At 71.3% G+C, this 25,522-nt stretch carries 22 protein-coding genes, 1 pseudogene and 1 riboswitch; of the genes and pseudogenes, 13 read left to right on the top strand and 10 right to left on the bottom strand.

The annotated features are described in order from the left end of the window. The first annotated feature begins 75 nt into the window (after nucleotides 1-75). The 3 genes from ACWD2L_RS02320 (at nucleotide 76) to ACWD2L_RS02310 (ending at nucleotide 2,986) form a co-directional block, all read left to right on the top strand. On the top strand, nucleotides 76-1,104 hold the full coding sequence (locus tag ACWD2L_RS02320; RefSeq protein WP_351331350.1) for a FecCD family ABC transporter permease: 1,029 nt from the start codon (nucleotides 76-78) through the stop codon (nucleotides 1,102-1,104). Nucleotides 1,105-1,183: 79 nt separating this feature from the next. Beyond that, nucleotides 1,184-1,948: an ABC transporter ATP-binding protein gene (locus ACWD2L_RS02315; RefSeq protein ID WP_351331256.1), complete on the top strand. Its 765-nt coding sequence runs from the start codon at nucleotides 1,184-1,186 to the stop codon at nucleotides 1,946-1,948. Between the two features lie 30 nt (nucleotides 1,949-1,978). After that, nucleotides 1,979-2,986 carry an ABC transporter substrate-binding protein gene (locus ACWD2L_RS02310; protein WP_351331255.1) on the top strand — a complete coding sequence of 336 codons (1,008 nt, stop codon included), beginning with the start codon at nucleotides 1,979-1,981 and terminating at the stop codon, nucleotides 2,984-2,986. Nucleotides 2,987-3,033: 47 nt separating this feature from the next. Here ACWD2L_RS02310 and ACWD2L_RS02305 read toward each other — a convergent pair whose 3' ends face one another. The 4 genes from ACWD2L_RS02305 to ACWD2L_RS02290 are packed head-to-tail and all read right to left on the bottom strand — an operon-like array spanning nucleotide 3,034 to nucleotide 7,913. Next, nucleotides 3,034-4,668 (bottom strand): ABC transporter ATP-binding protein, encoded by a 1,635-nt coding sequence (locus ACWD2L_RS02305; RefSeq protein WP_351331254.1) that lies wholly within the window; start codon nucleotides 4,666-4,668, stop codon nucleotides 3,034-3,036. Then, a complete protein-coding gene (locus ACWD2L_RS02300; RefSeq protein ID WP_351331253.1) occupies nucleotides 4,665-5,483 on the bottom strand; it encodes an ABC transporter permease in 819 nt (272 codons plus the stop codon). Before ACWD2L_RS02300 ends, ACWD2L_RS02305 begins: the two co-directional genes overlap by 4 nt. Next, entirely contained in the window at nucleotides 5,480-6,445 is a 966-nt protein-coding gene (locus ACWD2L_RS02295) for an ABC transporter permease (protein ID WP_351331252.1), read from the bottom strand. The genes ACWD2L_RS02300 and ACWD2L_RS02295 overlap by 4 nt, the downstream gene beginning before the upstream one ends. Continuing rightward, entirely contained in the window at nucleotides 6,429-7,913 is a 1,485-nt protein-coding gene (locus ACWD2L_RS02290) for an ABC transporter substrate-binding protein (RefSeq protein WP_351331251.1), read from the bottom strand. Before ACWD2L_RS02290 ends, ACWD2L_RS02295 begins: the two co-directional genes overlap by 17 nt. Before the next feature lie 100 nt (nucleotides 7,914-8,013). Continuing rightward, a riboswitch (cobalamin riboswitch) is annotated at nucleotides 8,014-8,190 on the bottom strand. A gap of 225 nt (nucleotides 8,191-8,415) precedes the next feature. Between ACWD2L_RS02290 and ACWD2L_RS02285 the strand changes: the two genes are divergently transcribed. Both ACWD2L_RS02285 and ACWD2L_RS02280 read left to right on the top strand, forming a co-directional pair. Further along, nucleotides 8,416-8,589 (top strand): hypothetical protein, encoded by a 174-nt coding sequence (locus ACWD2L_RS02285; protein WP_351331250.1) that lies wholly within the window; start codon nucleotides 8,416-8,418, stop codon nucleotides 8,587-8,589. After that, nucleotides 8,586-9,170, top strand: coding sequence for a histidine phosphatase family protein (locus ACWD2L_RS02280; protein ID WP_351331249.1), 585 nt, complete (start codon nucleotides 8,586-8,588; stop codon nucleotides 9,168-9,170). Before ACWD2L_RS02285 ends, ACWD2L_RS02280 begins: the two co-directional genes overlap by 4 nt. Nucleotides 9,171-9,179: 9 nt before the next feature. Here the strand turns inward: ACWD2L_RS02280 and ACWD2L_RS02275 are convergent, their stop codons facing one another. The 3 genes from ACWD2L_RS02275 to ACWD2L_RS02265 all read right to left on the bottom strand — a co-directional run bounded on the left by ACWD2L_RS02275 (nucleotide 9,180) and on the right by ACWD2L_RS02265 (nucleotide 10,654). After that, nucleotides 9,180-9,524, bottom strand: a complete 345-nt coding sequence (locus ACWD2L_RS02275) for a hypothetical protein (RefSeq protein ID WP_351331248.1) — start codon at nucleotides 9,522-9,524, stop codon at nucleotides 9,180-9,182. Nucleotides 9,525-9,648: 124 nt separating this feature from the next. Then, a complete protein-coding gene (locus ACWD2L_RS02270) occupies nucleotides 9,649-10,410 on the bottom strand; it encodes a CbtA family protein (RefSeq protein ID WP_351331247.1) in 762 nt (253 codons plus the stop codon). A 22-nt stretch (nucleotides 10,411-10,432) separates the two neighbouring features. Beyond that, on the bottom strand, nucleotides 10,433-10,654 hold the full coding sequence (locus ACWD2L_RS02265; RefSeq protein WP_351331246.1) for a CbtB domain-containing protein: 222 nt from the start codon (nucleotides 10,652-10,654) through the stop codon (nucleotides 10,433-10,435). 345 nt (nucleotides 10,655-10,999) lie between these two features. Here ACWD2L_RS02265 and ACWD2L_RS02260 point away from each other — a divergent pair, with 345 nt between their 5' ends. The 8 genes and pseudogenes from ACWD2L_RS02260 (at nucleotide 11,000) to ACWD2L_RS02225 (ending at nucleotide 21,883) form a co-directional block, all read left to right on the top strand. Next, on the top strand, nucleotides 11,000-12,811 hold the full coding sequence (locus ACWD2L_RS02260) for a methylmalonyl-CoA mutase subunit beta (protein ID WP_351331245.1): 1,812 nt from the start codon (nucleotides 11,000-11,002) through the stop codon (nucleotides 12,809-12,811). A 14-nt stretch (nucleotides 12,812-12,825) separates the two neighbouring features. Next, the gene (gene scpA, locus ACWD2L_RS02255) at nucleotides 12,826-15,003 is read left to right on the top strand and encodes a methylmalonyl-CoA mutase (protein ID WP_451187715.1); all 2,178 of its coding nucleotides are present in this window, start codon (nucleotides 12,826-12,828) and stop codon (nucleotides 15,001-15,003) included. Nucleotides 15,004-15,019: 16 nt separating this feature from the next. Further along, nucleotides 15,020-16,000, top strand: coding sequence for a methylmalonyl Co-A mutase-associated GTPase MeaB (gene meaB / locus ACWD2L_RS02250; RefSeq protein WP_351331244.1), 981 nt, complete (start codon nucleotides 15,020-15,022; stop codon nucleotides 15,998-16,000). Between the two features lie 132 nt (nucleotides 16,001-16,132). After that, complete coding sequence (locus ACWD2L_RS02245; RefSeq protein WP_351331243.1) at nucleotides 16,133-17,680, top strand: ABC transporter substrate-binding protein; 1,548 nt, start codon at nucleotides 16,133-16,135, stop codon at nucleotides 17,678-17,680. Nucleotide 17,681: 1 nt separating this feature from the next. Next, entirely contained in the window at nucleotides 17,682-18,626 is a 945-nt protein-coding gene (locus ACWD2L_RS02240; RefSeq protein WP_351331242.1) for an ABC transporter permease, read from the top strand. Then, complete coding sequence (locus tag ACWD2L_RS02235; protein WP_351331241.1) at nucleotides 18,623-19,471, top strand: ABC transporter permease subunit; 849 nt, start codon at nucleotides 18,623-18,625, stop codon at nucleotides 19,469-19,471. The genes ACWD2L_RS02240 and ACWD2L_RS02235 overlap by 4 nt, the downstream gene beginning before the upstream one ends. Further along, a pseudogene (locus tag ACWD2L_RS02230) lies at nucleotides 19,459-20,700 on the top strand (ABC transporter ATP-binding protein); the annotation flags it as partial. The gene ACWD2L_RS02235 and the pseudogene ACWD2L_RS02230, both read left to right, overlap by 13 nt. Nucleotides 20,701-21,091: 391 nt before the next feature. Beyond that, nucleotides 21,092-21,883, top strand: a complete 792-nt coding sequence (locus ACWD2L_RS02225) for a class I SAM-dependent methyltransferase (protein ID WP_351331240.1) — start codon at nucleotides 21,092-21,094, stop codon at nucleotides 21,881-21,883. 80 nt (nucleotides 21,884-21,963) lie between these two features. On the opposite strand, the gene ACWD2L_RS02220 is transcribed toward ACWD2L_RS02225, so the two are convergent. The 3 genes from ACWD2L_RS02220 to ACWD2L_RS02210 all read right to left on the bottom strand — a co-directional run bounded on the left by ACWD2L_RS02220 (nucleotide 21,964) and on the right by ACWD2L_RS02210 (nucleotide 25,444). Beyond that, entirely contained in the window at nucleotides 21,964-22,620 is a 657-nt protein-coding gene (locus tag ACWD2L_RS02220) for an alpha/beta fold hydrolase (RefSeq protein WP_351331239.1), read from the bottom strand. A 104-nt stretch (nucleotides 22,621-22,724) separates the two neighbouring features. Further along, complete coding sequence (locus ACWD2L_RS02215) at nucleotides 22,725-23,375, bottom strand: fasciclin domain-containing protein (protein ID WP_351331238.1); 651 nt, start codon at nucleotides 23,373-23,375, stop codon at nucleotides 22,725-22,727. A 176-nt stretch (nucleotides 23,376-23,551) separates the two neighbouring features. Next, a complete protein-coding gene (locus tag ACWD2L_RS02210; protein ID WP_351331237.1) occupies nucleotides 23,552-25,444 on the bottom strand; it encodes an alkyl/aryl-sulfatase in 1,893 nt (630 codons plus the stop codon). Between the last annotated feature and the right edge of the window lie 78 nt (nucleotides 25,445-25,522).

The following is a 25,522-nucleotide window of genomic DNA, read 5'->3' as shown; positions in this document are numbered from 1 at the left end:
CAACCCGGAGGATGTTCGCCCGTGTTGCTCCGCACCGCCGCTCCCGCTGCCCCCACCGATGTCTCGCGTGGGCGCATACCGGCTGTCCCGCTGGCGGTCGCTCTCGTGCTCGTCCTGGCCGTCTCGTTGGCGTGCGGGGTCGGGCTCGGCGCGGCCGGCATGAGCTGGGCACAGGTGCTGCGCCTCATGTGGGCGGGGCTCAGTGGCGGGAGTCTCGGCGCCGACGACGCGGGGGCCTACACCATCGTGTGGGAGATCCGGTTCCCGCGCGTCGTGCTCGCCGCCGTCGTCGGCGCGGGGCTCGCCGCGGTCGGCGTCGCGGTGCAGGCGCTGGTGCGCAACGCCCTCGCTGACCCCTTCGTACTCGGCATCTCTTCGGGCGCCGCCGTCGGCGCCAACGCCGTCATCCTCTTCGGAGCACTGGCCGGACTCGGCGTCTGGGCGCTCTCCTTCTCGGCCTTCGTGTCGGCACTCGCCGCAACCGTCGTGGTCTACCTGGTGGCCCGCTCCCCGCTCGGACTCAGCCCGCTGCGCCTCGTGTTGACCGGTACGGCGCTCGCCTACGGGTTCCAGGCCGTCACCACCGTCATGGTCTTCGGCGCCGAGCGGGGCGAGGCCGCGCGCGCGGCGATGATGTGGCTGCTCGGCAGTCTGGGCGGTGCGACGTGGCCGAAGGTCCCGCTGGCCGCCGCGACGGTCGTGGTCGGCTGGCTGTGGCTGCGACTCCGGGCGGGCTCGCTGGACGCGCTCTCGATGGGCGACGAGACGGCGGCCGCCCTGGGCGTGCCACCGGACCGGTTGCGGCGCGAACTGTTCGTCGTGACCGCCGCCGTGACGGGCACGGTCGTCGCCGTGAGCGGGGCGATCGGCTTCGTCGGGCTGATGGTTCCGCACCTCGTGCGGATGCTCGTGGGCGCCTCGCACGCGCGCGTGCTCGCGATCGCGCCGCTCGCCGGGGCGGTCCTGCTCGTGTGGGCCGACGTGCTGTCACGGGTGCTGCTCGCACCGACCGAACTCCCGGTGGGTGTGGTCACGGCTGCCCTTGGTGTCCCCGCGTTCCTCCTGCTCATGCGGCGCGGTGGCCATGCGCTGACGGGCCGTTGAGTCCGCCCGTCCCTCGGCCCCGCCCCGTATCCGTACACGTACACGTACACGTACCGAAGCTTGTTCTTGAGGAGGAGTCATGCGGCTCGACGTCGAAGGTGTGTCGGTCGAGGCGGCGGGGGCGCGGATCGTCGACGAGGTCACCCTCGGCGCGGCGGCCGGCACCTTCGTGGGTCTCGTCGGCCCCAATGGCAGCGGCAAGTCGACGCTGCTGCGGTGCGTCTATCGGGCGCGGCGGCCGGACGCGGGAGTCGTCACGGTCGAGAGCGAGGACGTGCACGGCATGACACCCCGGGCCGCGGCGCGTCTGATCGCCGCGCTGCCGCAGGAGTCGGTGGCGGACTTCGACTTCACCGTTACCGAGATCGTCGCCATGGGCCGCCTGCCGCACCGCGAACGCGATGCCGCCCGTGACCGGCAGGTCTGCCGACAGGCCCTGGAACAGGCGGGCGTGGACCACCTCGCCGACCGCGGCTTCCTGTCGCTGTCCGGCGGCGAGAAGCAGCGTGTGCTCATCGCCCGCGCGCTCACCCAACAGCCGCACGTCCTCGTCCTCGACGAGCCCACCAACCACCTCGACATCGCCCACCAGCTCGACGTGTTGCGCCGGGTGCGCGCCAGCGGCCCGACGGTCCTCGCGGCCCTGCACGACCTGAACCTCGCCGCCGCCCACTGCGACCGGCTGCACGTCCTGCACGCCGGCCGTGTCGTCGCCTCCGGCACCCCGGACGAGGTGCTCTCCCGCTCGCTGCTCGCCGAGGTCTTCGGCGTACGGGCACATCGCGTGTGCCACCCCGAGACCGGCGCCACCCAGTTCCTCTTCGATCCGCTGACGACTCACTGACCCCGCTCCGACCCACTCTGGAAGGCTCCCGTGCGCAAGCTCATGCCCGCCTCGCTCGGCCTCGCCGCCGCGCTCACCCTCACCGGCTGCGGCGCGAACGTCGCGTCCGACAGCAAGTCGACGACGTCCGCGTCGGTGTCCGTCACCAACTGCGGGAAGAAGGTCACGTACGACAAGCGCCCCCAGCGCGTGGTGACCAACGATGTCGGCATCACCGAGCTGATGTTCGCGCTCGGTCTCGAGGACCGCATGGCCGGCTACGCCATGCCGGCCGACAAGGGCTCCACCGACGGGTTGCCGTACAAGGGCGCCTACGACAAGGTGAAGTGGCTCTCCAAGGACCGTGTCACCAAGGAGGTGGCCCTCGACGCGCGCGCCGACCTCGTCTTCGCCGGCTGGAACTACGGCTTCAACGAGAACGCGCTGACACCGGCGGACCTGCACAAGGCCGGCATCGACACGTACCTGCTCACCGAGTCCTGCCGCAACGCCCGCACCGGCACCTCACGCGGCATCATGCCGCCGCTCGACGCGCTGTACACGGACCTGACGAACCTCGGGAAGATCTTCGGCGTCGAGGACCGCGCGCGGAAGCTGATCGGGCAGTACAAGACGAGCGTCGCCGACGTACGCGCGAAGGCGGCCAAGGGCACGGACCGGCCCTCGGTCTTCCTCTACGACAGCGGCGAGGACCAGCCCTTCACCTCGGGCCGCTACGCCGCGCCCGAGCAGATCATCAGCGAGGCCGGAGGTGTCAACCTCCTGCACGACCTCAAGGACTCGTGGACGACTGTGGGTTGGGAGACGGTCGTGAAGCGGGACCCGGACGTCATCGTCATCAACGACTACGGCTCGACCAGCGCGGAGCAGAAGAGGAAATTCCTGCTGTCCTACCCTCCGCTGCGGAACGTCTCCGCGATCAAGCACAAGCGGATCTACGCGCTGGACTACGCCGATCTGGTCGAGAGCCCGCGCAACGCCTCGGCGATCGAGCGGCTCGGCGCGTATCTGCGTCGGGGCGGCTCGGACGCCTCCTGAGGCGTCCGGTCATCACAGCGCGCGGGAGGCCAGGGCGCGGTCCTCGGTCACGGCGTGGAGCGGTCGGGCGCCGACGTCGCCGCCGCGGCCACCTCTGCCGCGCCGGCCCGCAGAACCTCGTCCACCGGCCCGTACCGCACGCACCGTCCGGCGCGGAACGCCACCGCGTCCTGGGCCAACGCGCGCATCGCCGTTACATCGTGGCTGATGAACAGCAGGGCCGTAGCGGCGGGGGCGAGCAGCGTCGGCAGGGCGTCGAGGACGCGTTCGCGGGATGCGGTGTCCAGTGCCGAGGTCACCTCGTCGCACACCAGTAGCGCGGGGTGTGCCGTCAGGGCGCGTACCAGTGCGCAGCGTTGCAGTTGCCCGCCGGACAGTCGGCCGGGCGTGCGGTGCAGTTCCTGCTCCGCCAACCCGAGAGCGGTCGCGATGTCCGTCGCCTCCGTGGCGGCGTCCTTGTGGTTCAGACCCCGCAAGAGGCGTGCGGTGTCGGCGAGTTGGGGCAGTACGGGTCGGTGCCGCTCGAAGGAGTCCGCGCTGTTTTGGTGCACGTACTGGACGGCGCGGCGCTGTGCGGTCGTACGGCGGTCGATGCGGGCGGGGAGGCGCTCGCCTTCCGAGCGGACCTCGCCCGTGGTCGGTGCGATCAGGCCTGCCAGGGCCCTGGCGAAGGTCGTCTTGCCCGAGCCGGAGGGGCCGAGCAGCGCAGTTCTGCTGCCGGGGGCGAACGTCAGTGACACCGGGCCGGCGAGCGGGTCGGCGGATCGGCGGCGTACGGCGATGTCCCGGGCCTCGACTCCGCCGGTCAGTCGTGGGCCGTTCGCCGCCGTCTGCACCTGGCTTGCGGCCGCCGTGCGATGTTCCGCGGCGAGCAGCGTACGGGTGGCGGCGTGGCGCAAGGGCCGGCCGGTTCCCAGGACCTCCTCCACCGGGCCGTCCTCCACCGCTCGCCCGTCCTCCAGCACGAGGACACGGTCCGCCGTGTCGCGCACGGTCGGCAGGTCGTGGCTGAGCAGCAGGACGCCGGTGCCGCCTTCGGCGAGGGCGCGGACGGTGCGGCCGAGGGCTCGTGCGAGGGCCGGGTCCAGGCCGCTCGTGGGTTCGTCCAGGACGAGCAGTCGTGCCCCGGTGACCAGTGCGGAGGCGAGTGCCAGGCGCTGTTGTTGGCCGCCGGAGAGTTGGTGGGGGAAGCGCCGGTGCACGAGGGCGCGGTCGAGTCCGGCCGCGGCAAGTGCCTGCGATGCGGCCGCTTTGCGGGCGGTGCGCCCCGCGTGGCCGAGCGCGGCCAGTTCCGTCAGCACACCTTCGACGCGGCGGACCGGGTCGAGCACCGATTCGGGGTGCTGGGGCAGGTGGGCGGCGCGGCCCGCTCGCGCCGAGCGGCGTGCCGCCGGGGTGAGGGACAGCAGGTCCGCGCCCTCCAACAGGACGTGTCCGGACAGCTTCACGGAGTCGCGCGCGGCGCCCAGGGCGGCCAGGCCCAGCGTGGTCTTGCCGCTGCCCGACGGTCCGACGACGGCGAGGACGGTGCCCGGCCGCACGGTCAGCCCGACCTGGTCGAGCAGCGGTCGCGTCGCACCTTCGGCGTGCGCCGAGAGCTTCTCGATCACCAAGAGCGGTGCGGTCTCCGACTGCGGTGCCGGCTCCGGCTGCGGCGCCGTCTCCCACTGCGGTGCGGTCACGAACTCCTCCTCTTCCGCGCGAGGGACCGGTCGACGAGCAGGTTGCCGCCGACGCACAGTGCGGTCAGCAGCCCCGCGGGCGCCAGTACGGCGGCGGGCTGGGTGAACAGGGCGTCGCTGTTGCGCTCGATGAGCACCGCCCAGTCGGGTGCGGACGCGGACAGGCCGAGGCCGAGGAAGTTGGCGGACGCCAGCAGGTAGAGCACCACGGAGAACCGGCCGCCCGCGTCGGTGGCCAGCGGCGCGGCCAACTCCCTTGCCAGGTGCCGCAGATGGATGTACGCCCAGCCGTGGCCCTGCATGCGCAGCGCCTCGACGACGGTCCGGGCACCGGGGGCGAGGGCCGCGCCCCGCACCAGGCGGGCAACGGCCGGCACTTGCAGCGCCCCGGCGACCGACACGAGCCACAGCCAGTGGCGGTGGCCGGTCGCGGCCAGGGTCATCAGGACCAGCAGGCCGGGGAAGGCCAGCAGCAGGTCCATGGTGCGCATGACGGTCTCGTCGAGGCGGCGCCGCGGCCCCGCGGCAAGCAGGCCCAACGGAACGCCGAGTGCCATGCCGATCGCGAGCGCCGCGAGCGCGCTGCCCACCACCGAGGCGCCTCCGTGCAGGACGAGCGCGAGCACATCTCGGCCCAGGACGTCGGTGCCGAGCAGGTGACCGTGGCCGGGTGGCTGGGACGGCAGAGCGTCCGGTTGGGGCGAGTCGTCGCCTGCGAGGAGCGGCCCCGACAGGGCGAGGAGCACCGGGACACCCAGCAGGGTCAGGGAGATCCACGGTGGGCGAGTTCGTGTCGCGGTGGCCGGTAGCGTCACGCCGTGACCTCCCGGCGGGGCGCCAAGCGGTGGGCGACCAGGTCGGCGGCCAGGTTCACCGCGACGGCGGTGCCGGCGAACAGCAGGGCGTACGTCTGCACTTGGGGCAGGTCGCGGTTCTGCACCGCCTCGACGAAGCCGTTGCCCAGGCCGCGGAAGCCGAACACCGCCTCCACCAGCACCGCGCCGCCGAGCAGTCCCTCCACGCAGCGCGCGTACTGCTGCGCCGCCGGCCCCAGGGCACCCGGCAGCACATGGCGCACCACGATGACGCGCTCGCGCATGCCGAGCAGCCGCAGATGCTCGGCGACGGCACTGTGCCGCTGGTCCGCGACCCCGGCCCGTATCTGCCGTGCCAGGTCGCACAGGTGACGGGCCGTCAGTACGACGACGGGGAGGACCAGCACGGCGGGCTGCGCCCACAGCGCGTGCGCGTCCATGCCGACGGCGGTGGCGGGCAGCAGCCCGGCCGCCAGCGACACCGAGGCGACCAGTAGCAGCCCGAGCACGAACTCCGGCACGGCGTGCAGCACGACGGCGGCCGTGTTCAGCGCGCGATCGACGCGGCTGCCCTCCCGCAGCCCCGACACCGCGCCCACGAGCGGCGCGAGCACGGTGACGAGCAGCAGTGCCGGGACACCCAGCAGGAGTGTCACGCCGACGCGCCGGCCGATGTCGTCGCCGACGGGCAGGCCGGTCGTCAGAGAATTCCCCGGGTCCCCGGTGAAGAGGTGGGCGAGCCAGTGCCCGAAGCGGGACCAAGCCGGTTCGTCGAGACCCAACTGGTCGCGCAGTGCGGTGACTTGCTCCGGCGTGCCGAGTTCACCGCGCAGCACGTCGGCCGTGTCGCCGGGCAGCAGCGAGCCGACGGCGAACACGGCGAGAAGCACCACCAGGCACTGCAACAGCGCCAGCAGGCAGCGTCGGAGCACATACGCCCGCATGTCAGCTGACGCGGACACGGTCGAAGCGCGCCCAGTCGTGCGAGTTCGGGGGCGCCGCGCGCAAACCGGTGACCGAGCGCGCGACGGCGTCGTTGGCGTCGGAGAACGCCCACACCAGGAGTCCGGACTCGGCGCGGGCCAGCTTCTGGGCGCGGGCGAGCAGCCCGAGCCTGTCCTGCTCGTCCCGGCTGGTGCGGGCCCGGTCAAGGAGCGCGTCGAACTTCTTCGAGGCGTACTGCGTCTGGTTGCGGGCGGCGCCGCCACGGACCCGCTGCTGGAGGAAGTCGGAGACGGGCAGCGTGGAGGTGGTGTTGAAGGCGGCGATGCCCTTGGTCTTGATCTCGCTGAAGTACGTGCTGGAGGCGCGGGTGTTGGCGGTCAACTTGAGCCCCACCTCGCGTAGCTGACGAGCCATCAGGTCGGCGGCCGGTTCCCACGCGGCGTCGACGGCGCTGGTCTCCACGGTGATGTGCAGCCCCTGGGCTCCGGCCTCCTTCACGAGCCCGCGCGCCTCGTCGACGTCCCGCTTCCGGGGTTCCATGTCGTCGGGGTAGCCGCGCAGCCCCATCCCGAACAGGTCGTTGCCCACCTCGCCGTGCCCGGCGAGCGCGATCCTGACCAGTGCCTCCCGGTCGATGCCGAGCTGCACGGCGCGTATGAGCCGCGGATCGTCGAACGGGCTTCGTCCGGTGCGCAGAAGCAGTTGCTGCGCGGTGGCCCGCTTGGCCGTCAGAAGGTGTGTCGAGTTGTTCTTCTTCAGCCGTTCCACGGACGCTCCGCCCATGTCGGCGCCGTAGTGCACCTGCCCGGACAGCAGCGCGCCCAGCCGCGCCGACTCCTCGTTCGCGGGGACGATCTCCAGCTCGGCGATGTGCGGGGCGCCGTCCCAGTGGTCCGCCCAGCGCCGGTAGCGGGCGGTGCCGCCGGGCGTGAAGGACACGTAGGTGAAGGGGCCGGAGCCGACCGGCTTGCTGAAGTCCGTGGTGCCGTCCGGGATGATCTCGGTGCCGGGTCCCGCGAAGACGGTGGGGAACTCGAAGTTCGGCGCCTTCAGCACGAGGACGACGGTCCGGTTCCCGTCTGCCCTGCTCGCGCCGAAGTCGATCGCGGACAGCAGGACCTGCGACGGAGATCCGGTCTTGGGGTCGGCGGCGCGGCGGTAGCTGTAGAGCACGTCCTTGGCGGTGACCGGCTTGCCGTCGTGGAAGCGGGCCGCGCGCAGGCGGATGCGCCAGCGGGTGCCCGAGGAGTCGCTCTCCCAGGACTCCGCGAGCCGCTCGCGGACCGACAGGTCGTCCGCGTACGTGCCGAGGGTGTCGTAGAGGGCCTTGGCGCGGGCCTGGTCGACGAAGTTGGGTGCCACGTGCGGGTCGAGCGTCTCCTGGGAGCCACCGGAGGTGAACGCCGCGCGGAACCGGTCGCCGCCTCCCCCGTCCTTGGTGTCCCCGCCGCAGCCGCTGAGCAACCCGGCTCCGGCGAACGTCAACGCACCTGAGGCGGCCAGTACTTGGCGCCTGCCGGGCCCCGGGTGCCCCGTTCGGGCATGCGTCGTCACATCGATCCTCTCCGGGGTGTCCTCGCCCCTGCTGCTGGACCGGCGACGGGTCAGTCTCCTGGCTCCCGGATCATCACTCACCCCCGCCTTCCCGTCCGCTGTCGCGGACGGTGGCGTGCAGGAGGATCGCTCCCCGGTCACAGTGGCGGGACCGCGCCGGAATCACACCGGCTTCCTGGTCCCCGTCGCCTCTCGTGGGCTCATTGTGGCGCACGAGGGATCGGGGAAGGCACCCGGTGTCCTTGGAGCACGGGAGCGGCCGGGCCGTCTCAGGCCCGATGCCCGTCCCCCGGCCCGTCGTCCGACACCGGATAGGGCACGAACGTGCGGCCAGTTCGGCCGCGGGCACCGGATCGCCGATCAGGTCCGCGGAGAAGACGGTCAGACGCATGGGAACGCCCTCCAGCGCCGCCGTCTCCTCCACCACAGTGAGGTGTTCGAGGGCACCCGGAACGACACCCAGTTCTTCCTGCAACTCCCGCCCCTCGACTTCGTCGCCGTACTCGTCACCACCTTCCGCGACCACCGCACGGACCTGCTGAAGGAACATCGGCGGCGGGGAGTACGCTCCCCTCGCACGGCCATCGAGTCCCAGGGAGTTCCGTGACCACGCGCCTGCTGCTCGTCTCACCGGCCGTGACCGCCTCAGCACGGAGCGGCGTGTTCGACGACGGGGCGTCCCTCGACTCGGCCGGCGCCGCTCAGGCTCGTCGCGCGGCCGGAACCCTGCCCTTGGCCGACCGCGTCGTCGTCTCCCCCGGCACCCGGTGCGCACAGACCGCCGACGCTCTCGGCCTCAATGCCGGGCAAGCCGCACCCGCCCTGGCAGGCCTCGACGCGGGCAGTTGGCGCGGCCGGTCGCTGGACGACGTGAGCGCCACGGAACCGCAGGCGGTGGCTCGTTGGCTGACGGACCCGGAGGCCTCACCGCCGGGTGGTGAGTCCGTGGCCGACGTGTGCGCACGGGTCGGCCGCTGGCTGGACGAGGTCAGGGAGGGCGGTACGGCGTCCGGCCGGGTCGTCGCCGTCGTGGAACCCGAGGTGGTGCGGGCGGCCGCGGTCCATGCGACAGGGGCTCCGCTGTCCGCCTTCTGGCGCCTTGACGTCGCGCCGCTGTCGGCCACGGAGTTCAGTGGGCGCTCCGGTCGCTGGAACATCCGGCTCGGCCGCATGCTCGGCGCCGAGTGAGCGCTCCGATCAACGGCCCTGCCCCCGGTGGCGGGCCAACAGCTCCGCCAATTCGCACCGTACGCAGGCGGACCGTGCCGCCTCGGGACTGTCCTCGCGTACGGCGGGTCCGGTACCGCTCGGCGTGTGCCCGACGGCAGCGCACTCGTCGGCCGGGCACGCCGCCACGAGCTCCGTCAGGTCGCGCACCAGCTGCTCGGTCCGCTTCGCCTGCTGGGCGAGCACCCGCATCCGCGCGCTCTGCCCGCCGATCTGCCGTCGGCCGGCGATGAGCTGTTCGTACTCGTCGAGGGTCAGGGCGACCGCCGCGCGACCGCCGAGAGTGATACGGCGCGGCTCCGGGTGTCTGGCCACTCAGCTCCTCGATTCCTCACGCGAACCATGCGCGGATGAACCCTGATGTGGTGCGAAAACACGCGAGGGCCCCGGATGACTCCGTGGGCCCTCTTCTACGTTTCCCGCGACCCGCCCGGGGCCATCATTGGCCCGCCGCGACCGTTTCCCCAGGTGTGGCGGCCACGGGCTTCGGCCGCAGCAGTCGCTGCGCCAGCTCTCCGAACAGCAGGCCGAATCCGGCCCACAGCGTGATCTGTGTGGCGAGGGCGGAGAGCCGGAAGCGCCACAGCAGCGCGGCCGGGAAGTGCTCGGGCGCGTCGTTGATCGCCGGCAGGAACTCGTAGGCCAGGCCGACGATCACGGCGAATCCCAGCACGGCGACGACTGTCGCGTACCAGGTGCCGAGCCGGGGCACGAGCCGCTTGCCGACGATGGTCGCGGCGATCGTCAGGAGCACGCTGAGCACCATCATCAGGAAGTACAGGGTCGTCCGCTTGCCGATGGTGTCGGGGTTTCCGACGGCGGGCGGGTTGGCCGGGTACTTCAGGAACGGTACGACGTATACGGCGAGCAGCGCACAGCCCGACAGCAGCAGGGCGGTGGCGCGTGGGCCGAAGCGGCCGACGCGCCCGAGCGCGAAGCAGTAGGCGAGAGCGGCGATCCCGCCGAAGGCGATGCCGTAGACGAGGATGCCGGTGGCGAGACCGGCGGTGGACTGGAGGCCGCGGGAGACGAGTTCGACCTCGTCGCCGTGCGAGTGGCCGGCGTGGGCCTCCTCGAAGCCGATCGCGGCGTCGACGCCTGGTTCGCCGAGCCAGTAGGCGATGACCAGGGCGAGCACGCCGGCGGCGAGGCCGGCGAGCATGCCGCGAACGAGCAGATTACGTACGGTGCTGGAGTTCATGAGCGCGTCGGGTTCCCTCGGGTCAGTGGCAGGGGAAGCCGAGCAGGTGACGGGCGTCATGCACCCATTCATGAACTTCCGCTCCGCTGAACACGGAGGTGGCGCCCTGTTCGGCGCCGACGAAGTAGAGAAGAACCAGCATCAGGATGCCGATGAAGACGGCCCAGGGGGCGATGTCCTTCAACGGCAACTTCGCCGGAATCACAGGGGTGTTGGGGGTCGGCTGGGCGACATTCTGCGCCATGGCAGAGCCTCCTTCGGGAGTTCGCGTCCCGTCTCGGTGGTGCACGAGACGACAGCCGGGTCTGACTCACGAGCGGTCCGTCCTCGGACCTCTCGCACACAGTGGCGCGACCGTGCCGGTTTCACACCGGCTTCCGTGCTGTCGTCGATACGCCCTGACGGTACCGCGTGGCGCGTACATGGCCAAGGCCGGTTCCCTCGCGCCGTCGCCTGGCGTGCCGCGCCGACGCGGGTCACCATTCCGCGCCATCCCGCTCGTAGGCGAATCGAGCCCCCACGACAAGGAGAACAAGGTCACACGGGTGTGCCCTGCTCTCGCTCGCCGGCTCTGACCTAGCATCCGGACATGACGGTCCTGCCAGACGACGGGCTTTCCTTGGCGGCCGAGTTCCCTGACGCGACGCACGAGCAGTGGCAACACCTGGTGTCGGGTGTCCTGCGCAAGTCGGGCAAGGAAGTCTCGGCAGCCGAAGCGGAAGGCGCCCTGTCCACCGCGCTCGAGGACGGGTTGCGCACCCGCCCGCTGTACACCGGCCGCGACGCGGCACCCACGAACGGGCTGCCGGGCTTCGCGCCCTTCGTCCGTGGTGGCCGCGCCGAGGGCAACGTCGCCGGCGGCTGGGACGTACGGCAAAGGCACGCGGTGGCGGACCCGGCGGCGGTACTCGCCGACCTGGAGAACGGTGTCGCGTCGCTGTGGCTGACCGTGGGCGAAGCCTCCGATTTCCCCGTCTCCGCGCTGCCCACGGCGCTCGACGGCGTCTATCTGGACCTCGCCCCCGTCGTCCTCGACGCGGGCGCCGAGACCGAGGCGGCCGCGGCCCAACTGTTCCGCTGCTACGAGCAGTCGGGCGTCGCCGCTGACGCCCCGCGCGGCAACCTGGGCGCCGACCCCCTGGGGCACGAGGCCCGTACGGGATCGTCGTACGACATCGGTCCTGTGGTGGAGCTGGCTCGGCGGTGCACCACCCGCTACCCCGGTGTGCGGGCGCTGACCGTGGACGCGCTGCCGTACCACGAGGCCGGTGGCTCGGCGGCGCAGGAACTGGGCGCGTCGATGGCGACCGGTGTCGCGTATCTGCGCGAGCTGACGGCGGCGGGCCTGACGACTCAACAGGCTCTGGCGCAACTGGAGTTCCGCTATGCGGCGAGCGCCGATCAGTTCCTGACGGTGGCCAAGTTCCGCGCGGCGCGACGGCTGTGGGCGCGGGTCGCCGAGGTCTGCGGGGCGCCCGAACAGGGTGCGCAGCGGCAGCACGCGGTGACCTCGACGGTGATGACGACGCGACGCGATCCGTGGGTGAACATGCTGCGGACCACGATCGCCACGCTCGCCGCCGGGGTCGGCGGGGCCGACGCGGTGACGGTGCTCCCGTTCGACGAGGCGCTCGGCCTGCCGGACGCGTTCGCCCGGCGCATCGCCCGCAACACCTCCACGATCCTCGTCGAGGAGTCGCATCTGGCGCGGGTCATCGACCCGGCCGGCGGCTCCTGGTACGTGGAGCGGCTGACCGACGAACTGGCCCATGCGGGCTGGGAGTTCTTCCGGACGATCGAGCGGGCGGGCGGGCAGGCGGCCGCCCTGCGCTCCGGCCTCGTGCCCGAGCGCCTCGCCGAGACCTGGGCGGCCCGCAGCGCACGCCTGGCGAAGCGGCGCGAGGCGATCACCGGGGTGAGCGAGTTTCCGGATCTCGCGGAGAAGCCCGTCGAGCGCACACCGTCGCCCGCGCCGCCTTCCGGGGGCCTGCCGCGGGTCCGCCGCGACGACGCGTTCGAAGAACTGCGCGCCCGCTCCGACGCACACCTCGCAGCGACGGGCACGCGCCCCCGGATCTTCCTCGCCGCGCTCGGCCCGGCCGCCGCTCACACCGCCCGCCTCACCTTCGCCGCCAATCTGTTCCAGGCGGGCGGCATCGAGCCCGTCACGGAGGGCACGTTCGAGGACAGCGGGGCGCGCGAGGCGTGCCTGTGCTCCAGTGACCAGGTGTACGAGGAGCGGGCCGACGCCACCGCCCGTGAGCTGCGCGAGTCGGGCGCCCGCCAGGTGTTCCTCGCGGGCCGGCCCGGTACGCCCGGGGACGTGGACGCCCACGTCTTCGCCGGCTGCGACGCCGTGACCCTGCTCTCCGCCACGCTCGACCGCATGGGAGTGTCCTGATGTCCGTCCCCGGCATGTCCGTCCCCGACTTCTCCGCGATCGACCTCGGCACCCCCGGTGAAGGCCCTGGTGGAGACGAGTGGCGCGCCGCGCTCAAGCGGGCCGCGGACGGCGGCGACCTGCTGTGGGAGACGCCCGAGGGCATCACCGTCAAGCCGCTGTACACCGGCCAGGACCTGGAGGGCCTGGACTTCCTCGACACGTACCCGGGCGCCGCCCCGTATCTGCGCGGCCCCTACCCGACGATGTACGTGAACCAGCCATGGACGATCCGCCAGTACGCGGGCTTCTCCACCGCCGAGGAGTCCAACGCCTTCTACCGGCGCAACCTCGCCGCCGGGCAGAAGGGCCTGTCGATCGCCTTCGACCTGCCCACGCACCGCGGTTACGACAGCGACCACCCGCGCGTGACCGGCGACGTCGGCATGGCGGGCGTGGCCATCGACTCCATCTACGACATGCGGCAGCTCTTCGACGGCATCCCGCTGGACAAGATGACCGTGTCGATGACGATGAACGGTGCCGTGCTGCCCGTGCTCGCGCTGTACATCGTCGCCGCCGAGGAACAGGGCGTGCCGCCCGAGAAGCTGGCCGGGACCATCCAGAACGACATCCTCAAGGAGTTCATGGTCCGCAACACGTACATCTATCCGCCGAATCCGTCGATGCGGATCATCTCCGACATCTTCGCGTACACCTCGCAGCGGATGCCGCGCTACAACTCGATCTCCATCTCCGGCTACCACATCCAAGAGGCTGGCGCGACGGCCGACTTGGAGCTGGCGTACACGCTCGCCGACGGCGTCGAGTACATCAGGGCCGGGCGGGAGGCGGGCCTGGACGTGGACGCGTTCGCGCCGCGCCTGAGCTTCTTCTGGGCGATCGGCATGAACTTCTTCATGGAGGTCGCGAAGCTCCGTGCGGCCCGCCTGCTGTGGGCGAAGCTGGTCAAGCAGTTCGATCCGCAGAACGCCAAGTCCCTTTCCCTGCGCACCCATTCACAGACGTCGGGCTGGTCACTGACCGCGCAGGACGTGTTCAACAACGTGACACGGACATGCGTGGAGGCGATGGCGGCGACGCAGGGCCACACCCAGTCGCTGCACACCAACGCCCTGGACGAGGCTCTCGCGCTGCCCACCGACTTCTCGGCCCGCATCGCCCGCAATACGCAGTTGCTCCTTCAGCAGGAGTCGGGCACGACCCGGGTCATCGACCCCTGGGGCGGCAGCGCGTACGTGGAGAAGCTGACGTACGACCTCGCCCGCAAGGCCTGGCAGCACATCCAGGAGGTGGAGCAGGCGGGCGGGATGGCCAAGGCCATCGACGCGGGCATCCCGAAGCTGCGTGTGGAGGAGGCGGCCGCCCGCACCCAGGCGCGGATCGACTCCGGGCGCCAGCCGGTGATCGGCGTGAACAAGTACCGGGTCGACAGCGACGAGCAGATCGACGTCCTCAAGGTCGACAACACCTCGGTGCGCGCCCAGCAGCTCGCCAAGCTGAAGCGGCTGCGCGCGGAGCGCGACGAGCAGGCCTGCCAGGACGCGCTCGGCGCGCTGACCAGGGCCGCGGGCGGCGAGGGCAATCTGCTGGAGCTCGCGGTGGACGCGGCGCGGGCGAAGGCGACCGTCGGGGAGATCTCCGACGCCCTGGAGAAGGTGTACGGACGCCATGCCGGCCAGATCCGTACGATCTCCGGTGTGTACCGCAACGAAGCAGGCCAGTCCCCGTCGGTGTACCGCACCCGGCAGCGGGTGGAGGAGTTCGCCGAGGCCGAGGGCCGACGCCCGCGGATCGTGGTCGCCAAGATGGGCCAGGACGGCCACGACCGCGGCCAGAAGGTGATCGCGACGGCCTTCGCCGACCTCGGCTTCGACGTCGACGTCGGCCCGCTGTTCCAGACGCCGGGCGAGGTGGCGCGGCAGGCCGTCGAGGCGGACGTGCACATCGTCGGGGTCTCGTCGCTGGCCGCCGGACACCTCACCCTCGTACCGGCGCTGCGCGAGGCACTCGCCGAGGAAGGGCGCGAGGACATCATGATCGTGGTCGGCGGAGTGATCCCGCCCGCCGACGTCCCGACGCTCCTCGACATGGGTGCGGCGGCCGTGTTCCCGCCCGGCACGGTGATCCCGGACGCGGCGCACGATCTCGTGTCGCAGCTGGCCACCGACCTCGGGCACGACGACCTGTGAGTCGGTGAAACACCTCATGGCCATCGATCTGGAGACGTACGTCAAGGGTGTCCTCGACGGGAAGCGGGCGATCGTCGCCCGCGCGATCACTCTCGTCGAATCCACCCGCCCTCAACACCGTTCACAGGCACAGGAGTTGCTCACCCGGCTGCTGCCGCACAGCGGCCGGTCCCGGCGCATCGGGATCAGCGGTGTGCCGGGGGTCGGTAAATCGACGTTCATCGACACGTTCGGCACGATGCTCACCGGGCTCGGCCACCGGGTCGCCGTCCTCGCGGTCGACCCGTCGTCCACCCGGACCGGCGGTTCGATCCTCGGCGACAAGACCCGCATGGAGCGGCTCGCCGTCGATCCGGCCGCGTTCATCCGTCCCTCCCCCACCTCCGGCACCCTCGGCGGGGTCGCGAAGGCGACGCGCGAGTCGATCGTGGTGCTGGAGGCGGCCGGATACGACGTGGTGCTGGTCGAGACGGTCGGCGTAGGCCAGTCGGAGACGGCGGTCGCCAACATGGTCGACTCGTTCCTGCTGCTCACCCTGGCGCGCACCGGCGACCAGCTGCAGGGCATCAAGAAGGGCGTCCTGGAACTGGCCGACGTGATCGCGGTCAACAAGGCTGACGGCCCGCACGAGCGGGACGCGCGGACGGCCGCACGCGAACTGGCCGGCGCACTGCGTCTGATGCACGGCAAGGACGCGTTCTGGACGCCGCCCGTGCTCAGTTGCAGCGCCCGCGAGTCGACGGGCCTCGACGTGGTCTGGGAGCGCCTCGAACAACACCGCACTCTGCTCGACTCCACCTCCCGGCTGGCCGCGCGCCGCCGTGACCAGCAGGTCGACTGGACCTGGACGATGGTGCGCGAGGAACTCCTCGGCCGCCTGCACGCCGACGCGGCGGTGCGCACGCTGTCCCCCCGCCTCGAACAGCAGGTGCGCGACGGCGAGGTCACCGCCGCGCGCGCCGCGGAACGCATCCTGGACGCTTTCCGCACCGACTGACCGCGTGGCGCATGCGGCGTCCTTTCCTGGTGGGCCATCGCACACCCGCCCTTCTTGCGAACGATATGCAATAACCTATTAGATGCATATCGCAGCGATGCCCCGATCAAGCAGTCAGGAAGGTGCGCCCCCATGCCGCCGGTCATCCCCACCCGCAGAAGCGTGCTCGTCGGGGCAGCCGCGGTCGGTGCCGCCGCACTGGTGACGGGATGCCAGTCGTCGGCGGGGTCCGGGTCCGGTGCCGGCTCTCCCAAGAAGGGCGGGACGCTGCGGGCGGCGTTCCCGGGCGCGGGCGTCAAGGAGACGATGGATCCGCACGCCCAGCGTGCGTTCGTCGACATCGCGCGGCACAAGGCCGTCTTCGACAAGCTGGTCGAGCTCGATGCGACGCTGCGGCCCGTCCCCAGGCTCGCCACGTCCTGGTCCAGCGACGACTCGGCCCGCGTCTGGCGGTTCGAGCTGCGCAAGGCCCGCTTCCACGACGGACATGCCTTCGAAGCCGAAGACGTGCTCTACAGCCTGTCGCGGATCCTCAAGGCCGACGCCGCCGACCACCTGGCGAAGACATCCTTGTCCCAGGTCGACCTCGCCAAGTGCCGCGCCCTGGGCAGGCATCGCGTAGAGATATCCCTGAAGCGCCCCAACGCCGAGTTCCCCTCGCTGCTGGCGATGACCGGGACGCCCATCGTGCGGGACGGCTGGGACGATCCCAAGCACCCGGTCGGGACCGGGCCGTTCAAGTTCGTGTCGTTCACCGCCGGGCGCGGTTTCGTGGGCCGGCGCTTCGACGACCACTGGAACGGCGCCTCGTACATCGATGAGCTGCACATCCTCTCCGCCGAGTCCGAGGCGCGGGCCTCGGCCGTGCAGAGCGGTGACATCCACTTCGCGCACGAGATGACACCCACCTTCGCCCGGCGGGTCGAGCACGACAGCCGGGTGCGCGTGGTGGCGACGCCGCACAGTGGGGTGCAGGGCTTCGCGCTCAAGACGGACCGGGCACCGTTCGACGACCCGGACGCGGCGATGGCCGTCAAACTCCTGGTGGACCGCAAACGGCTGGTGGATGTGGCCTGTTCGGGGCGCGCCGAGATCGGCAACGACGTGTACGGCAAGGGATACGCGTACTACCCGACCGGCCTGGAACAGCGCGAACGTGATGTCTCCGAGGCGCGACGGCTCCTTCGCCGCACTGGCCTGTACAACAAGAAGGTCTCCTTCTACACGTCCACGGCGGCCGACGGCTTCACACAGGCCGCGCAACTGTTCAAGGAGCAGGCCGGGGAGGCCGGACTGGGTGTGGAGATCGTCAACGGGTCCCCGGAGTCGTACTTCACGGACGTGCTGTCCAAGGGCACGGTCACCAACCACCGCTGCGGCGCCATGACCATCCCCACCTACATCGGCGAGCGGCTGCTCACCGATTCCCCGCAGAACGCCTCGGCCTGGCACGACCGCGACTTCGACGACGCCTTCGTCGCCGCGCAGTCCGTCACCGACGACACGGCTCGCACCCGCAAGTACCGCTCCGTGCAGACCACGCTCCGCGACCGCGGGGGCCTGGTCCTGTGGGGGCACCAGGAGTGGCTCAACGCCGTCTCGCGCCGCCTCGGTGGTGTGAAGGAGGCTCCGCCGAACACCGTGGACTGGGCCCGCTTCGACCGGGTCTGGCTGGACTGACGTGCTGCGTTACGCCATGCGGCGGGGCGCCTGGACGGTCGTCCAGCTCGCGGTGCTCAGCGTGGTGGTCTTCCTCCTGACGAACCTCCTGCCCGGGGACGCCGCCACCGTCGACTTCAACGAGCAGGCGGGGCTCGACCAAGTCGCCGACCTGCGCGCCCAGATGGGCCTCGACCGGCCGCTGCTCGAACGCTTCCTGGACTGGGCCGGCGGCCTGCTCCACGGCGACCTGGGCACCTCGCTGGTCGGCGGCGGTCCCGTGACACATGTGCTGTCCCGATCCATGGGCGTGACGGTCACGTTGGCCGCCGTCACCGCGGTGCTGCTGGTGCCGCTGGCGGTCTGCATCGGTGTGCTGACCGGCCTGCGCGCGGGCAGCCGCACGGACCGCGTGCTCACGTCGGTGACACTGACGCTGACGGCGATACCCGACTTCGTACTGGCCCTGGCGCTCGTGGCGTTGTTCGCGCTGCGCCTGGGCTGGCTGCCGCCGACCTGGGTCGGCTCGGACGGCGACTGGTGGCGGCACCCGGAACTGTTCGTGCTCCCCGTCACCGTGCTGCTGGCCCGGACCGTGTGCCTGCTGTCACGGCAGATCCGGGCCGGCACCATCGCCGCCCTGAACTCCGGCTACACACAACAGGCCCGCCGCCTCGGGGTGCCACCCGCCCAGCTGGTGCTGCGCCACGTGCTCCCCAACGCCGCCGTGCCCGGCATCCAGGAACTGGCCCGCACCGGCGACCACTTGCTGGGCGGCGTCCTCATCGTGGAGGCCGTGTTCGCGGTCCCCGGCACGGCGACCGCTCTGGTGGAGGCCGTGCAGAACCGCGACGTGCCGACGGTGCAGGCGCTGACACTCGCCCTCGCCGCGGTCGCCTGCCTGCTCAACCTGGCGGCGGATCTGGCAGGCCAACGGCTCGCCCCGCGTGCGGAGGTGCTGCGATGAGCCGCGTACGCACTCGGCGGGCACTGGGCGGGGCGCTGCTCCTGGCGGTCCCCGTCGCGGCCGCTGTCGTCGGCCCATTGGTGACTCCCTCCTCAGTCCCTTCCGACGGGATGCCGTACACGCTCGGCGACGGGCATGTGCTCGGCACGGACGCGATGGGACGCGACGTCCTGACGCTGGTGCTGCGCGGCGGGGCCAGCGCACTGGGCGTGGCGGTCGGCGCGGTCGCCCTCGCCGTGCTGATCGGCGCCGCCCTCGGGCTCGCGGCGGCGAGCGCGCGCAGCCGGTGGCTCGACGACGTCCTCATGCGGCCCGTGGAGCTGCTGCTGCCGTTGCCCTCGCTGCTGGTCATCAGCGTCGTCGGGGTCGGGTGGCGCGGCCAACCGCTGGCGGTGGCCCTGGCGGTGGCAGCCCTCAACATCCCAGCGGTGGCAAGGCTGTTGAGGGCGGCGGCGCTGGACGCCGCCAGCAGCCCGGTCGCGGAGGCACTACGTCTTCAGGGCGAGTCACCTGCGCGCATCCTCTTCGGTCACGTGGGTCGCGCCGTGCTGCCGGTGGCCGCCGCCGACGCCGGTACGCGCGTGGGGGCGGCGGTGTTCACCGTGGCGGCGGCGAACTTCCTCGGCCTTGGTCTCGACCCCTCCTCCCCCGACTGGGGTGTGGTGATCGCCGCGAGCCGGGAGGCGCTGTTCGTCCAGCCCTGGGCGGTGTGCGCGCCGACGCTGCTGCTGGTGATGTTCACCGTCGGCGCGAACCTGCTCGCCGACGGACTTGTACAGGGCGGAGCCGCCGGCCAAAGGAGAACGGCTCGGGCGACGACGAAGGCGGCCGTATGGAACCGATGATCGAGGTCAGCGGACTGACCGCACGCGCCGACGGGGCAACCCTGCTCCACGCCTTCGATCTCACCGTGCGACCCGGCGAGGTGACCGCGCTCGTCGGCCCCTCCGGCAGCGGCAAGACCACGGCCGCACTCGCGCTTCTCGGCGACGCGGCGCCCGGCGTACGCCTCACGGGTTCGGTGACCGTCGCGGGCACCCAGGTGGTCGACGAGGACGGACCGACGAGCCAGGCCGCGACCGTACGAGGCCGTGTCATCGCCTACATGCCACAGCATCCGGCGCACGCCCTCAACCCGGCCCGCCGTATCGGCTCAGTGCTGACCGAACTCGCCCGGCTGCACCGGCCCGACGGCCCCGAGCGGTCCACCGCGGCACGGCACGCCACTCAGGCCCTGCACTCCGCGGGACTGCCCGACGCCGAAGCCGTCCGCAGACGCTTTCCGCACCAGTTCTCCGGCGGGCAACGCCAACGGGTGGCCCTGGCCCAGGCGTTGGCGGGCGCACCACGCGCCCTCGTCCTCGACGAACCCAGCACCGGCCTGGACACCGTGGCCCGAATGCGGCTCGCCGAGGAACTGGTACGGCTCGCGGCCCAGGGCTTCGCGCTCCTGCTGCTGAGCCACGACCACGACCTCGTACGCGCGGTCGCCGCACACACGGTGATCCTCGACCAGGGGCACGTCGTCACGGCGGGTGACACGGACGACGTGTTGCCTGCGCCGGAGGTACCGGCCGAGACGGTCCCGGATGCCACCGACACACGTGTGGACGAGACGCGCAGCGGGCTGGAGGCCCAAGGTCTGACCGCCTGGCTCGGGGCCGGACATCGCGGCGAGGCGCTGCACGACGTGTCCCTGCGCGTTCCCGAGGGTGGCCGCACCGCGATCGTCGGGCCCTCGGGAAGCGGGAAGACGGTGCTCGCCCGCTGCCTGGCAGGGCTGCACGAACGCCACCGCGGCCGGATCACATACGCCGGTGAACCACTGCCGGTACTGCGACGTCGCAGCGTGCGCCAGGTCAGGGCCGTGCAGTACGTCTGGCAGGAGGTGCGCGGCTCCTTCGACGAACGGCGCCCCGTTCTGGACCAGGTGGCACGGACGGCCGTCCGCCTGCACGGGGTGAGCGCCGCGGAAGCCGAGCGGCGGGCGCGGCAGGTGTGGGAGCGGCTCGGCCTCACAGCGGAGCACGCCACCCGGCCGGCCGCCGCACTCTCCGGCGGTGAACTCCAACGCGCCGCGCTCGCACGGGCGTTGCTGGCCGAACCGGATGTACTGATCTGCGACGAGATCACCACGGCCCTCGACCCGGTCAGTACCGACCTGGTGCGCCAGGAGATCGCCCGGATCCGGCAGGACAGCGCCACGGCCGTGCTCTGGATCAGCCACGACCTGCACCTGGTACGGCAGTTGGCCGACGACCTGGTCGTGATGGACGCCGGCCAGGTCGTGGAGCACGGCCGGTGCGACGCCGTTCTCGCCACCCCGCAGTCCGACACCACACGCCTGCTGCTGCGCTCCCAGCACCTCGGCACACACAGAAGATCACCGACGAACGCCCCGCCACGACCGTCCCGTTCCAGTCCCAGTCCCAGTCCCAGTCCCACCGAAAGGAAACCCCCCACACATGACCACGACACCCGTATCCGACGTAGCCGACTGGCAGCGCTGGCAGACCAGTTGGGACCGCCAGCAGGAGTGGTACATGCCGGACCGCGAAGAGCGTTTCCGCGTCATGCTGGACACGGTCGAGGCCGTGGCAGGTCGCAGCCCGCGCGTCCTCGACCTCGCCTGCGGCACCGCCAGCATCACCCAGCGCCTGCTGCAGCGCCTGCCCGAGGCGCACAGCACCTGCGTGGACATCGACCCGGCCCTGCTGACCATCGCCCGCGGCCACTTCGCCGACGACGACCGCGTCACGTTCGTCGAGGCGGACCTCACGGCCCCGGACTGGGCCGCCCAACTCCCCCACACCTCCTACGACGCCGTGGTGACGGCCACGGCGCTGCACTGGCTCGACACCCAACCGCTGCGCCGCCTCTACGGAACGCTGGCCGAACTCATCCGCGAGGGCGGCGTGTTCCTCAACGCCGACCACATGTACGACGAGTCCGCGCCCCGCCTCAACGCGGCCCTACAGGCCCACAACTCCGCGCGCCAGGAGCGCGATCGGGACGCGGGGGCCCTCGACTGGGCCGCCTGGTGGGGCGAGGTCGCCACGGACCCGCACCTCGCCGACGCGGCCCAGCGGCGCTTCGCCCTCCTGGGCGACCCGCGCGTACCGCGGCCCGCAGGCGCGAAGGCCGACCGCCCCGTCGCGACCCAGTGGCACCTCGACGCGCTGCGGGAACAGGGCTTCGGCGAGGCACGGCAGGTGTGGTGCTCCCCCAGCGATGCGCTGGTGGCGGCGCTGCGGTAGATCCCCGCCGCTCCGATCCCCTAGGAGACCTAGGAGACCGTGATCGCGCACCGCGACTCCTCGTATCGAGGCACCGACGGCTACCCGTGTGGAACGAGGTCCGCGACCCGCGAAGCGACCATGCGGTGCCAGCGGCCGCTGTTGCGCAGCATCGCGTGATCGCCACCGGGGACGAGGGACAGCTCCGCCCGCGCACCGGCTGCTCGGGCCCGGCGGACGAACTCCGCCGAGGCGCGTGGGTCGGTGACGCGGTCGTGGTCGCCGTGGAGGACGAGGATGTCCTTGTCCTTCAGATGCTCGACGGGTTCGTTCTCCGGGCACCACGGGGCCAGGGCCACGACGCCCCTCACCTGGGGGGCGCGGGCGGCGCGCAGAGCGGCGCGGCCGCCCATCGAGTGGCCGACAAGCACGACCGGCACGTCGCCGACGAGCCGTGTCAGTTCGTGGAGCGCCCGTTCCGCATCGTGGAGGGCATCGGCGTCGGCCCCGTTCCAGCCGCGCACGCGGTACCGGACCCGCGCCGTCAGGACGGGTTCATCCGCCAGGGCCGCCGCGACGGCACGCACGAAGGGCCGCATGCGCAGCGTCGCGAGATGCCAGGGGCGTGACGCGGAGCGGCTGTCGGCCCGCCCGCCGTGCAGGAACAGCACCGCAGCCCGCGGCGCCGGCGGGGTCCTGCCCAGCACCAGCGCGCCCCTCCCACCGGCCACCGTGGCCTCCCCTCCGCAATCGGTCATCCGCTGCCCTCCCCCCTCAGTCGGAGATCGCTGCCTCACGGTAGTCCGGAGCCTTTCCAGGACTGGATCGGGGTCACGTGGCACGTGGTGATGCGATGCCGCCGTCAGCTCTTGGGCATCAGGACACTGTCGATGATGTAGACGGTGGCGTTGGCGGTCTTCACGTTGCCGCAGACCACGTTGGCCGAGTCGTTGACCTTGTAGGACTCACCGGAGCCCGAGGTGGTCAGCTTCGACTTCTCCAGCGTCTCGAAGGAGCCCTTCTCCAGGTCCTTCGGCGTGAGCTGCTTGCCGACCACGTGGTACGTGAGGATCTTGGTGAGCTGCTCCTTGTCGTTGAGCACCTTGTTCAGGTCGGCCTTCGGGATCTTGGCGAAGGCGTCGTTGGTCGGCGCGAAGACCGTCACGTTCTTGGCGTTGTTGAGCGTGTCGACCAGGCCGGCCTTCTTGACGGCGGTCACCAGGGTCGACAGAGCCGGGTTGTTCGACGCGGCGGTCGCGACCGGGTCCTTCGCCATACCGTCGAAGGACCCCGCACCATCCTTGGGCACGGACGAACAGGCCGTACCAAACGGCTTGCTCATCGAGGCGGTGTCGTCCGAGGGGCTGGTCTTGTCGGTCCCCTTGGACGCGGAAGAGGAAGCGCTGTCGGAGCCACTGTCCTTGGAACTGCTGTCGGAACAGGCGCTCAGCGCCAGCGGCAGCATGGCTGCCGCAGCGACGACGACGGCGGTACGACGGGTTCGATTGCGCATGGCAATCCCTCCACGGTCGGATCAGGGGGAGCCTCTTCGCTCCCGACACCCGTAATCCGGCGTGGACGGGCATGCGGATTGGTCAATTCCTGGAACGGGTGAAGATCGGCCTCCGACAGCGGCAGGGATCACGCGACAGCGCGGGAGGGCTGTTCGGTCGTCCGCGGCCCGACACGTCACGGAGTGACGATGGGGAAGTCCTGGTCTCCCGGGTCCAGTACGGCGGCGAGGCGCTCGAACACCGACGCCTCCCCCTCGACCTGCACACCTGCCTGCTGGAGTCCCTCGGGCGTCAGACCCGTGACAGCCAGCTGCGGCAGAGCACGGACGGTGGTGGTGAGGGTGGCGTCGGCTGCCGTCTTCTGGGAGGCCGTGCTGTAACTGAGCACGCCGTTGGCCAGGCAGAGCCGGTAGTTCTCGTCACTGTCGGTGAGGTGGACGTCGACGCTCAACTTCTCGTCCCATGCCCTGGGGCCGTCGATCTGGATGGCGATGGCATCGAAGAGCATGGTCGGCGTGAGGTTCCCGACGATGTCGGGGGCAGCCGCGACGATGGGGGTGCCGAACTGGCCGGCGCGCAGTTCGGTGGCTCCGGAGAGGTAGAAGTTGCGCCAGGGGCCGTTCTCCGCGCCGTATCCGAGCTGCTCGAAGGTGTCGGCGAGCAGCTCACGTGCCGCGGCGTGGTCGGGCTGGGCGAAGACGACATGGCTGAGTACCTCGGCCGCCCATCGGAAGTCGCCCGAGGCGAACGAGGTGCGCGCCTTGTCCACGACCGTGTCGGCGCCGCCCATGAACTCGACGTAGCGCTTGCCCGCCTCGACCGGGGGATGCTGCCAAAGATGTGCCGGGTTGCCGTCGAACCAGCCCATGTAGCGCTGGTAGATGGCCTTGAGGTTGTGGCTGACCGAGCCGTAGTAGCCGTGCGTGTTCCAGGCGCTCTCCAGCGCGGGCGGCAGTTGCAGGTGCTCGGCGATCTCGGCCCCGGTCCAGCCCTTGTTGATCAGGCGCAGGGACTGGTCGTGGAGGTAGCCGTACAGGTCGCGCTGGGTCTCCAGGAAGTGGATGACGCGCTCTTGTCCCCAGGTCGGCCAGTGGTGCGAGGCGAAGGCGACGTCCACCACGTCACCGAACAGGTCGATCGTCTCGGTGAGCGCGTGTGACCAGGCATGCGGGTCGCGGACGACGGCGCCGCGCAGGGTCAGCAGGTTGTGCAGGGTGTGGGTGGCGTCCTCGGCGGTGCACAGGGCCCTGAAGTCGGGGAAGTGGATGAGCAGTTCGGCGGGGGCCTCGGTATTGGGGGCCATCTGGAAGACCATCCGGACCCCGTCGACGACCTCTTCCTGTCCCGTCGTGGAGACGGTGAGGGTCGGCGGGATGAGTGTGATGGTGCCGGTCGAGGTCGTCTGTCCGAGTCCGGCGCCGACTGCTCCCTGCGGGCCCCGGGCGAGCGCCGCGCCGTACATGTAGGCGGCGCGCCGACTCATGGCCGTGCCCGCGTACACGTTCTCGGCCACAGCGTGCTCGGTGAAGTCCTCGGGCGCGATGACCGGGGTGCGCCCGGCGTCGACGTCCTCCTGCGTCGTGACGCCCTTGACGCCGCCGAAGTGGTCGACGTGCGAGTGGGTGTAGACGACTCCGGTGACCGGCCGCTCCCCACGGTGTTCGCGGTACAGCTCAAGCGCCGCCGCAGCGGTCTCCGTCGAGATCAGTGGATCGATGACGAGCACGCCGGTGGCGCCCTCGATGAACGTGATGTTCGACAGGTCCAGGCCGCGTACCTGGTAGATACCCTCGACCACCTCGAACAGCCCCTGCTCTGCCACCAGTTGCGACTGGCGCCACAGGCTCGGGTTCACGGTGTCGGGGGCTTCGCCCTTCAAGAAGGCGTACGTGTCGCTGTCCCATACGACGTCGCCGTCCGCACCGGTGACCGTGCTGGGGACGCGGCGCGCGATCAGCCCCCGCGAGGCGTCCTCGAAGTCCTGCCGGTCGGAGAACGGGAGGTGCTCTCGCAGCTCCGCCTGCTGCCTGTTGATGAAGGGCTGAGCGGCCTTGGGCGGAGGAGTCATTCCGATAGATTCACACCGATATGCACGTTATATGAAGCCGACGCGCCAGTCATTTTGTGGGCCCGGCATCGGCCCGGC

This window comes from Streptomyces sp. NPDC002754 (assembly GCF_053592315.1).
This window is presented reverse-complemented; position numbering and strand designations above follow the sequence as displayed.

Excerpts from the sequence above, each read along its gene's own strand:
- ACWD2L_RS02315 (WP_351331256.1), top strand. The coding sequence starts at position 1,184 with ATGCGGCTCGACGTCGAAGGTGTGTCGGTCGAGGCGGCGGGGGCGCGG.
- ACWD2L_RS02270 (WP_351331247.1), bottom strand. The coding sequence starts at position 10,410 with ATGAACTCCAGCACCGTACGTAATCTGCTCGTTCGCGGCATGCTCGCC.
- ACWD2L_RS02265 (WP_351331246.1), bottom strand. The coding sequence starts at position 10,654 with ATGGCGCAGAATGTCGCCCAGCCGACCCCCAACACCCCTGTGATTCCG.
- ACWD2L_RS02260 (WP_351331245.1), top strand. The coding sequence starts at position 11,000 with ATGACGGTCCTGCCAGACGACGGGCTTTCCTTGGCGGCCGAGTTCCCT.
- scpA (WP_451187715.1), top strand. The coding sequence starts at position 12,826 with ATGTCCGTCCCCGACTTCTCCGCGATCGACCTCGGCACCCCCGGTGAA.
- meaB (WP_351331244.1), top strand. The coding sequence starts at position 15,020 with ATGGCCATCGATCTGGAGACGTACGTCAAGGGTGTCCTCGACGGGAAG.
- ACWD2L_RS02245 (WP_351331243.1), top strand. The coding sequence starts at position 16,133 with ATGCCGCCGGTCATCCCCACCCGCAGAAGCGTGCTCGTCGGGGCAGCC.
- ACWD2L_RS02235 (WP_351331241.1), top strand. The coding sequence starts at position 18,623 with ATGAGCCGCGTACGCACTCGGCGGGCACTGGGCGGGGCGCTGCTCCTG.
- ACWD2L_RS02225 (WP_351331240.1), top strand. The coding sequence starts at position 21,092 with ATGACCACGACACCCGTATCCGACGTAGCCGACTGGCAGCGCTGGCAG.
- ACWD2L_RS02220 (WP_351331239.1), bottom strand. The coding sequence starts at position 22,620 with ATGACCGATTGCGGAGGGGAGGCCACGGTGGCCGGTGGGAGGGGCGCG.
- ACWD2L_RS02215 (WP_351331238.1), bottom strand. The coding sequence starts at position 23,375 with ATGCGCAATCGAACCCGTCGTACCGCCGTCGTCGTCGCTGCGGCAGCC.
- ACWD2L_RS02210 (WP_351331237.1), bottom strand. The coding sequence starts at position 25,444 with ATGACTCCTCCGCCCAAGGCCGCTCAGCCCTTCATCAACAGGCAGCAG.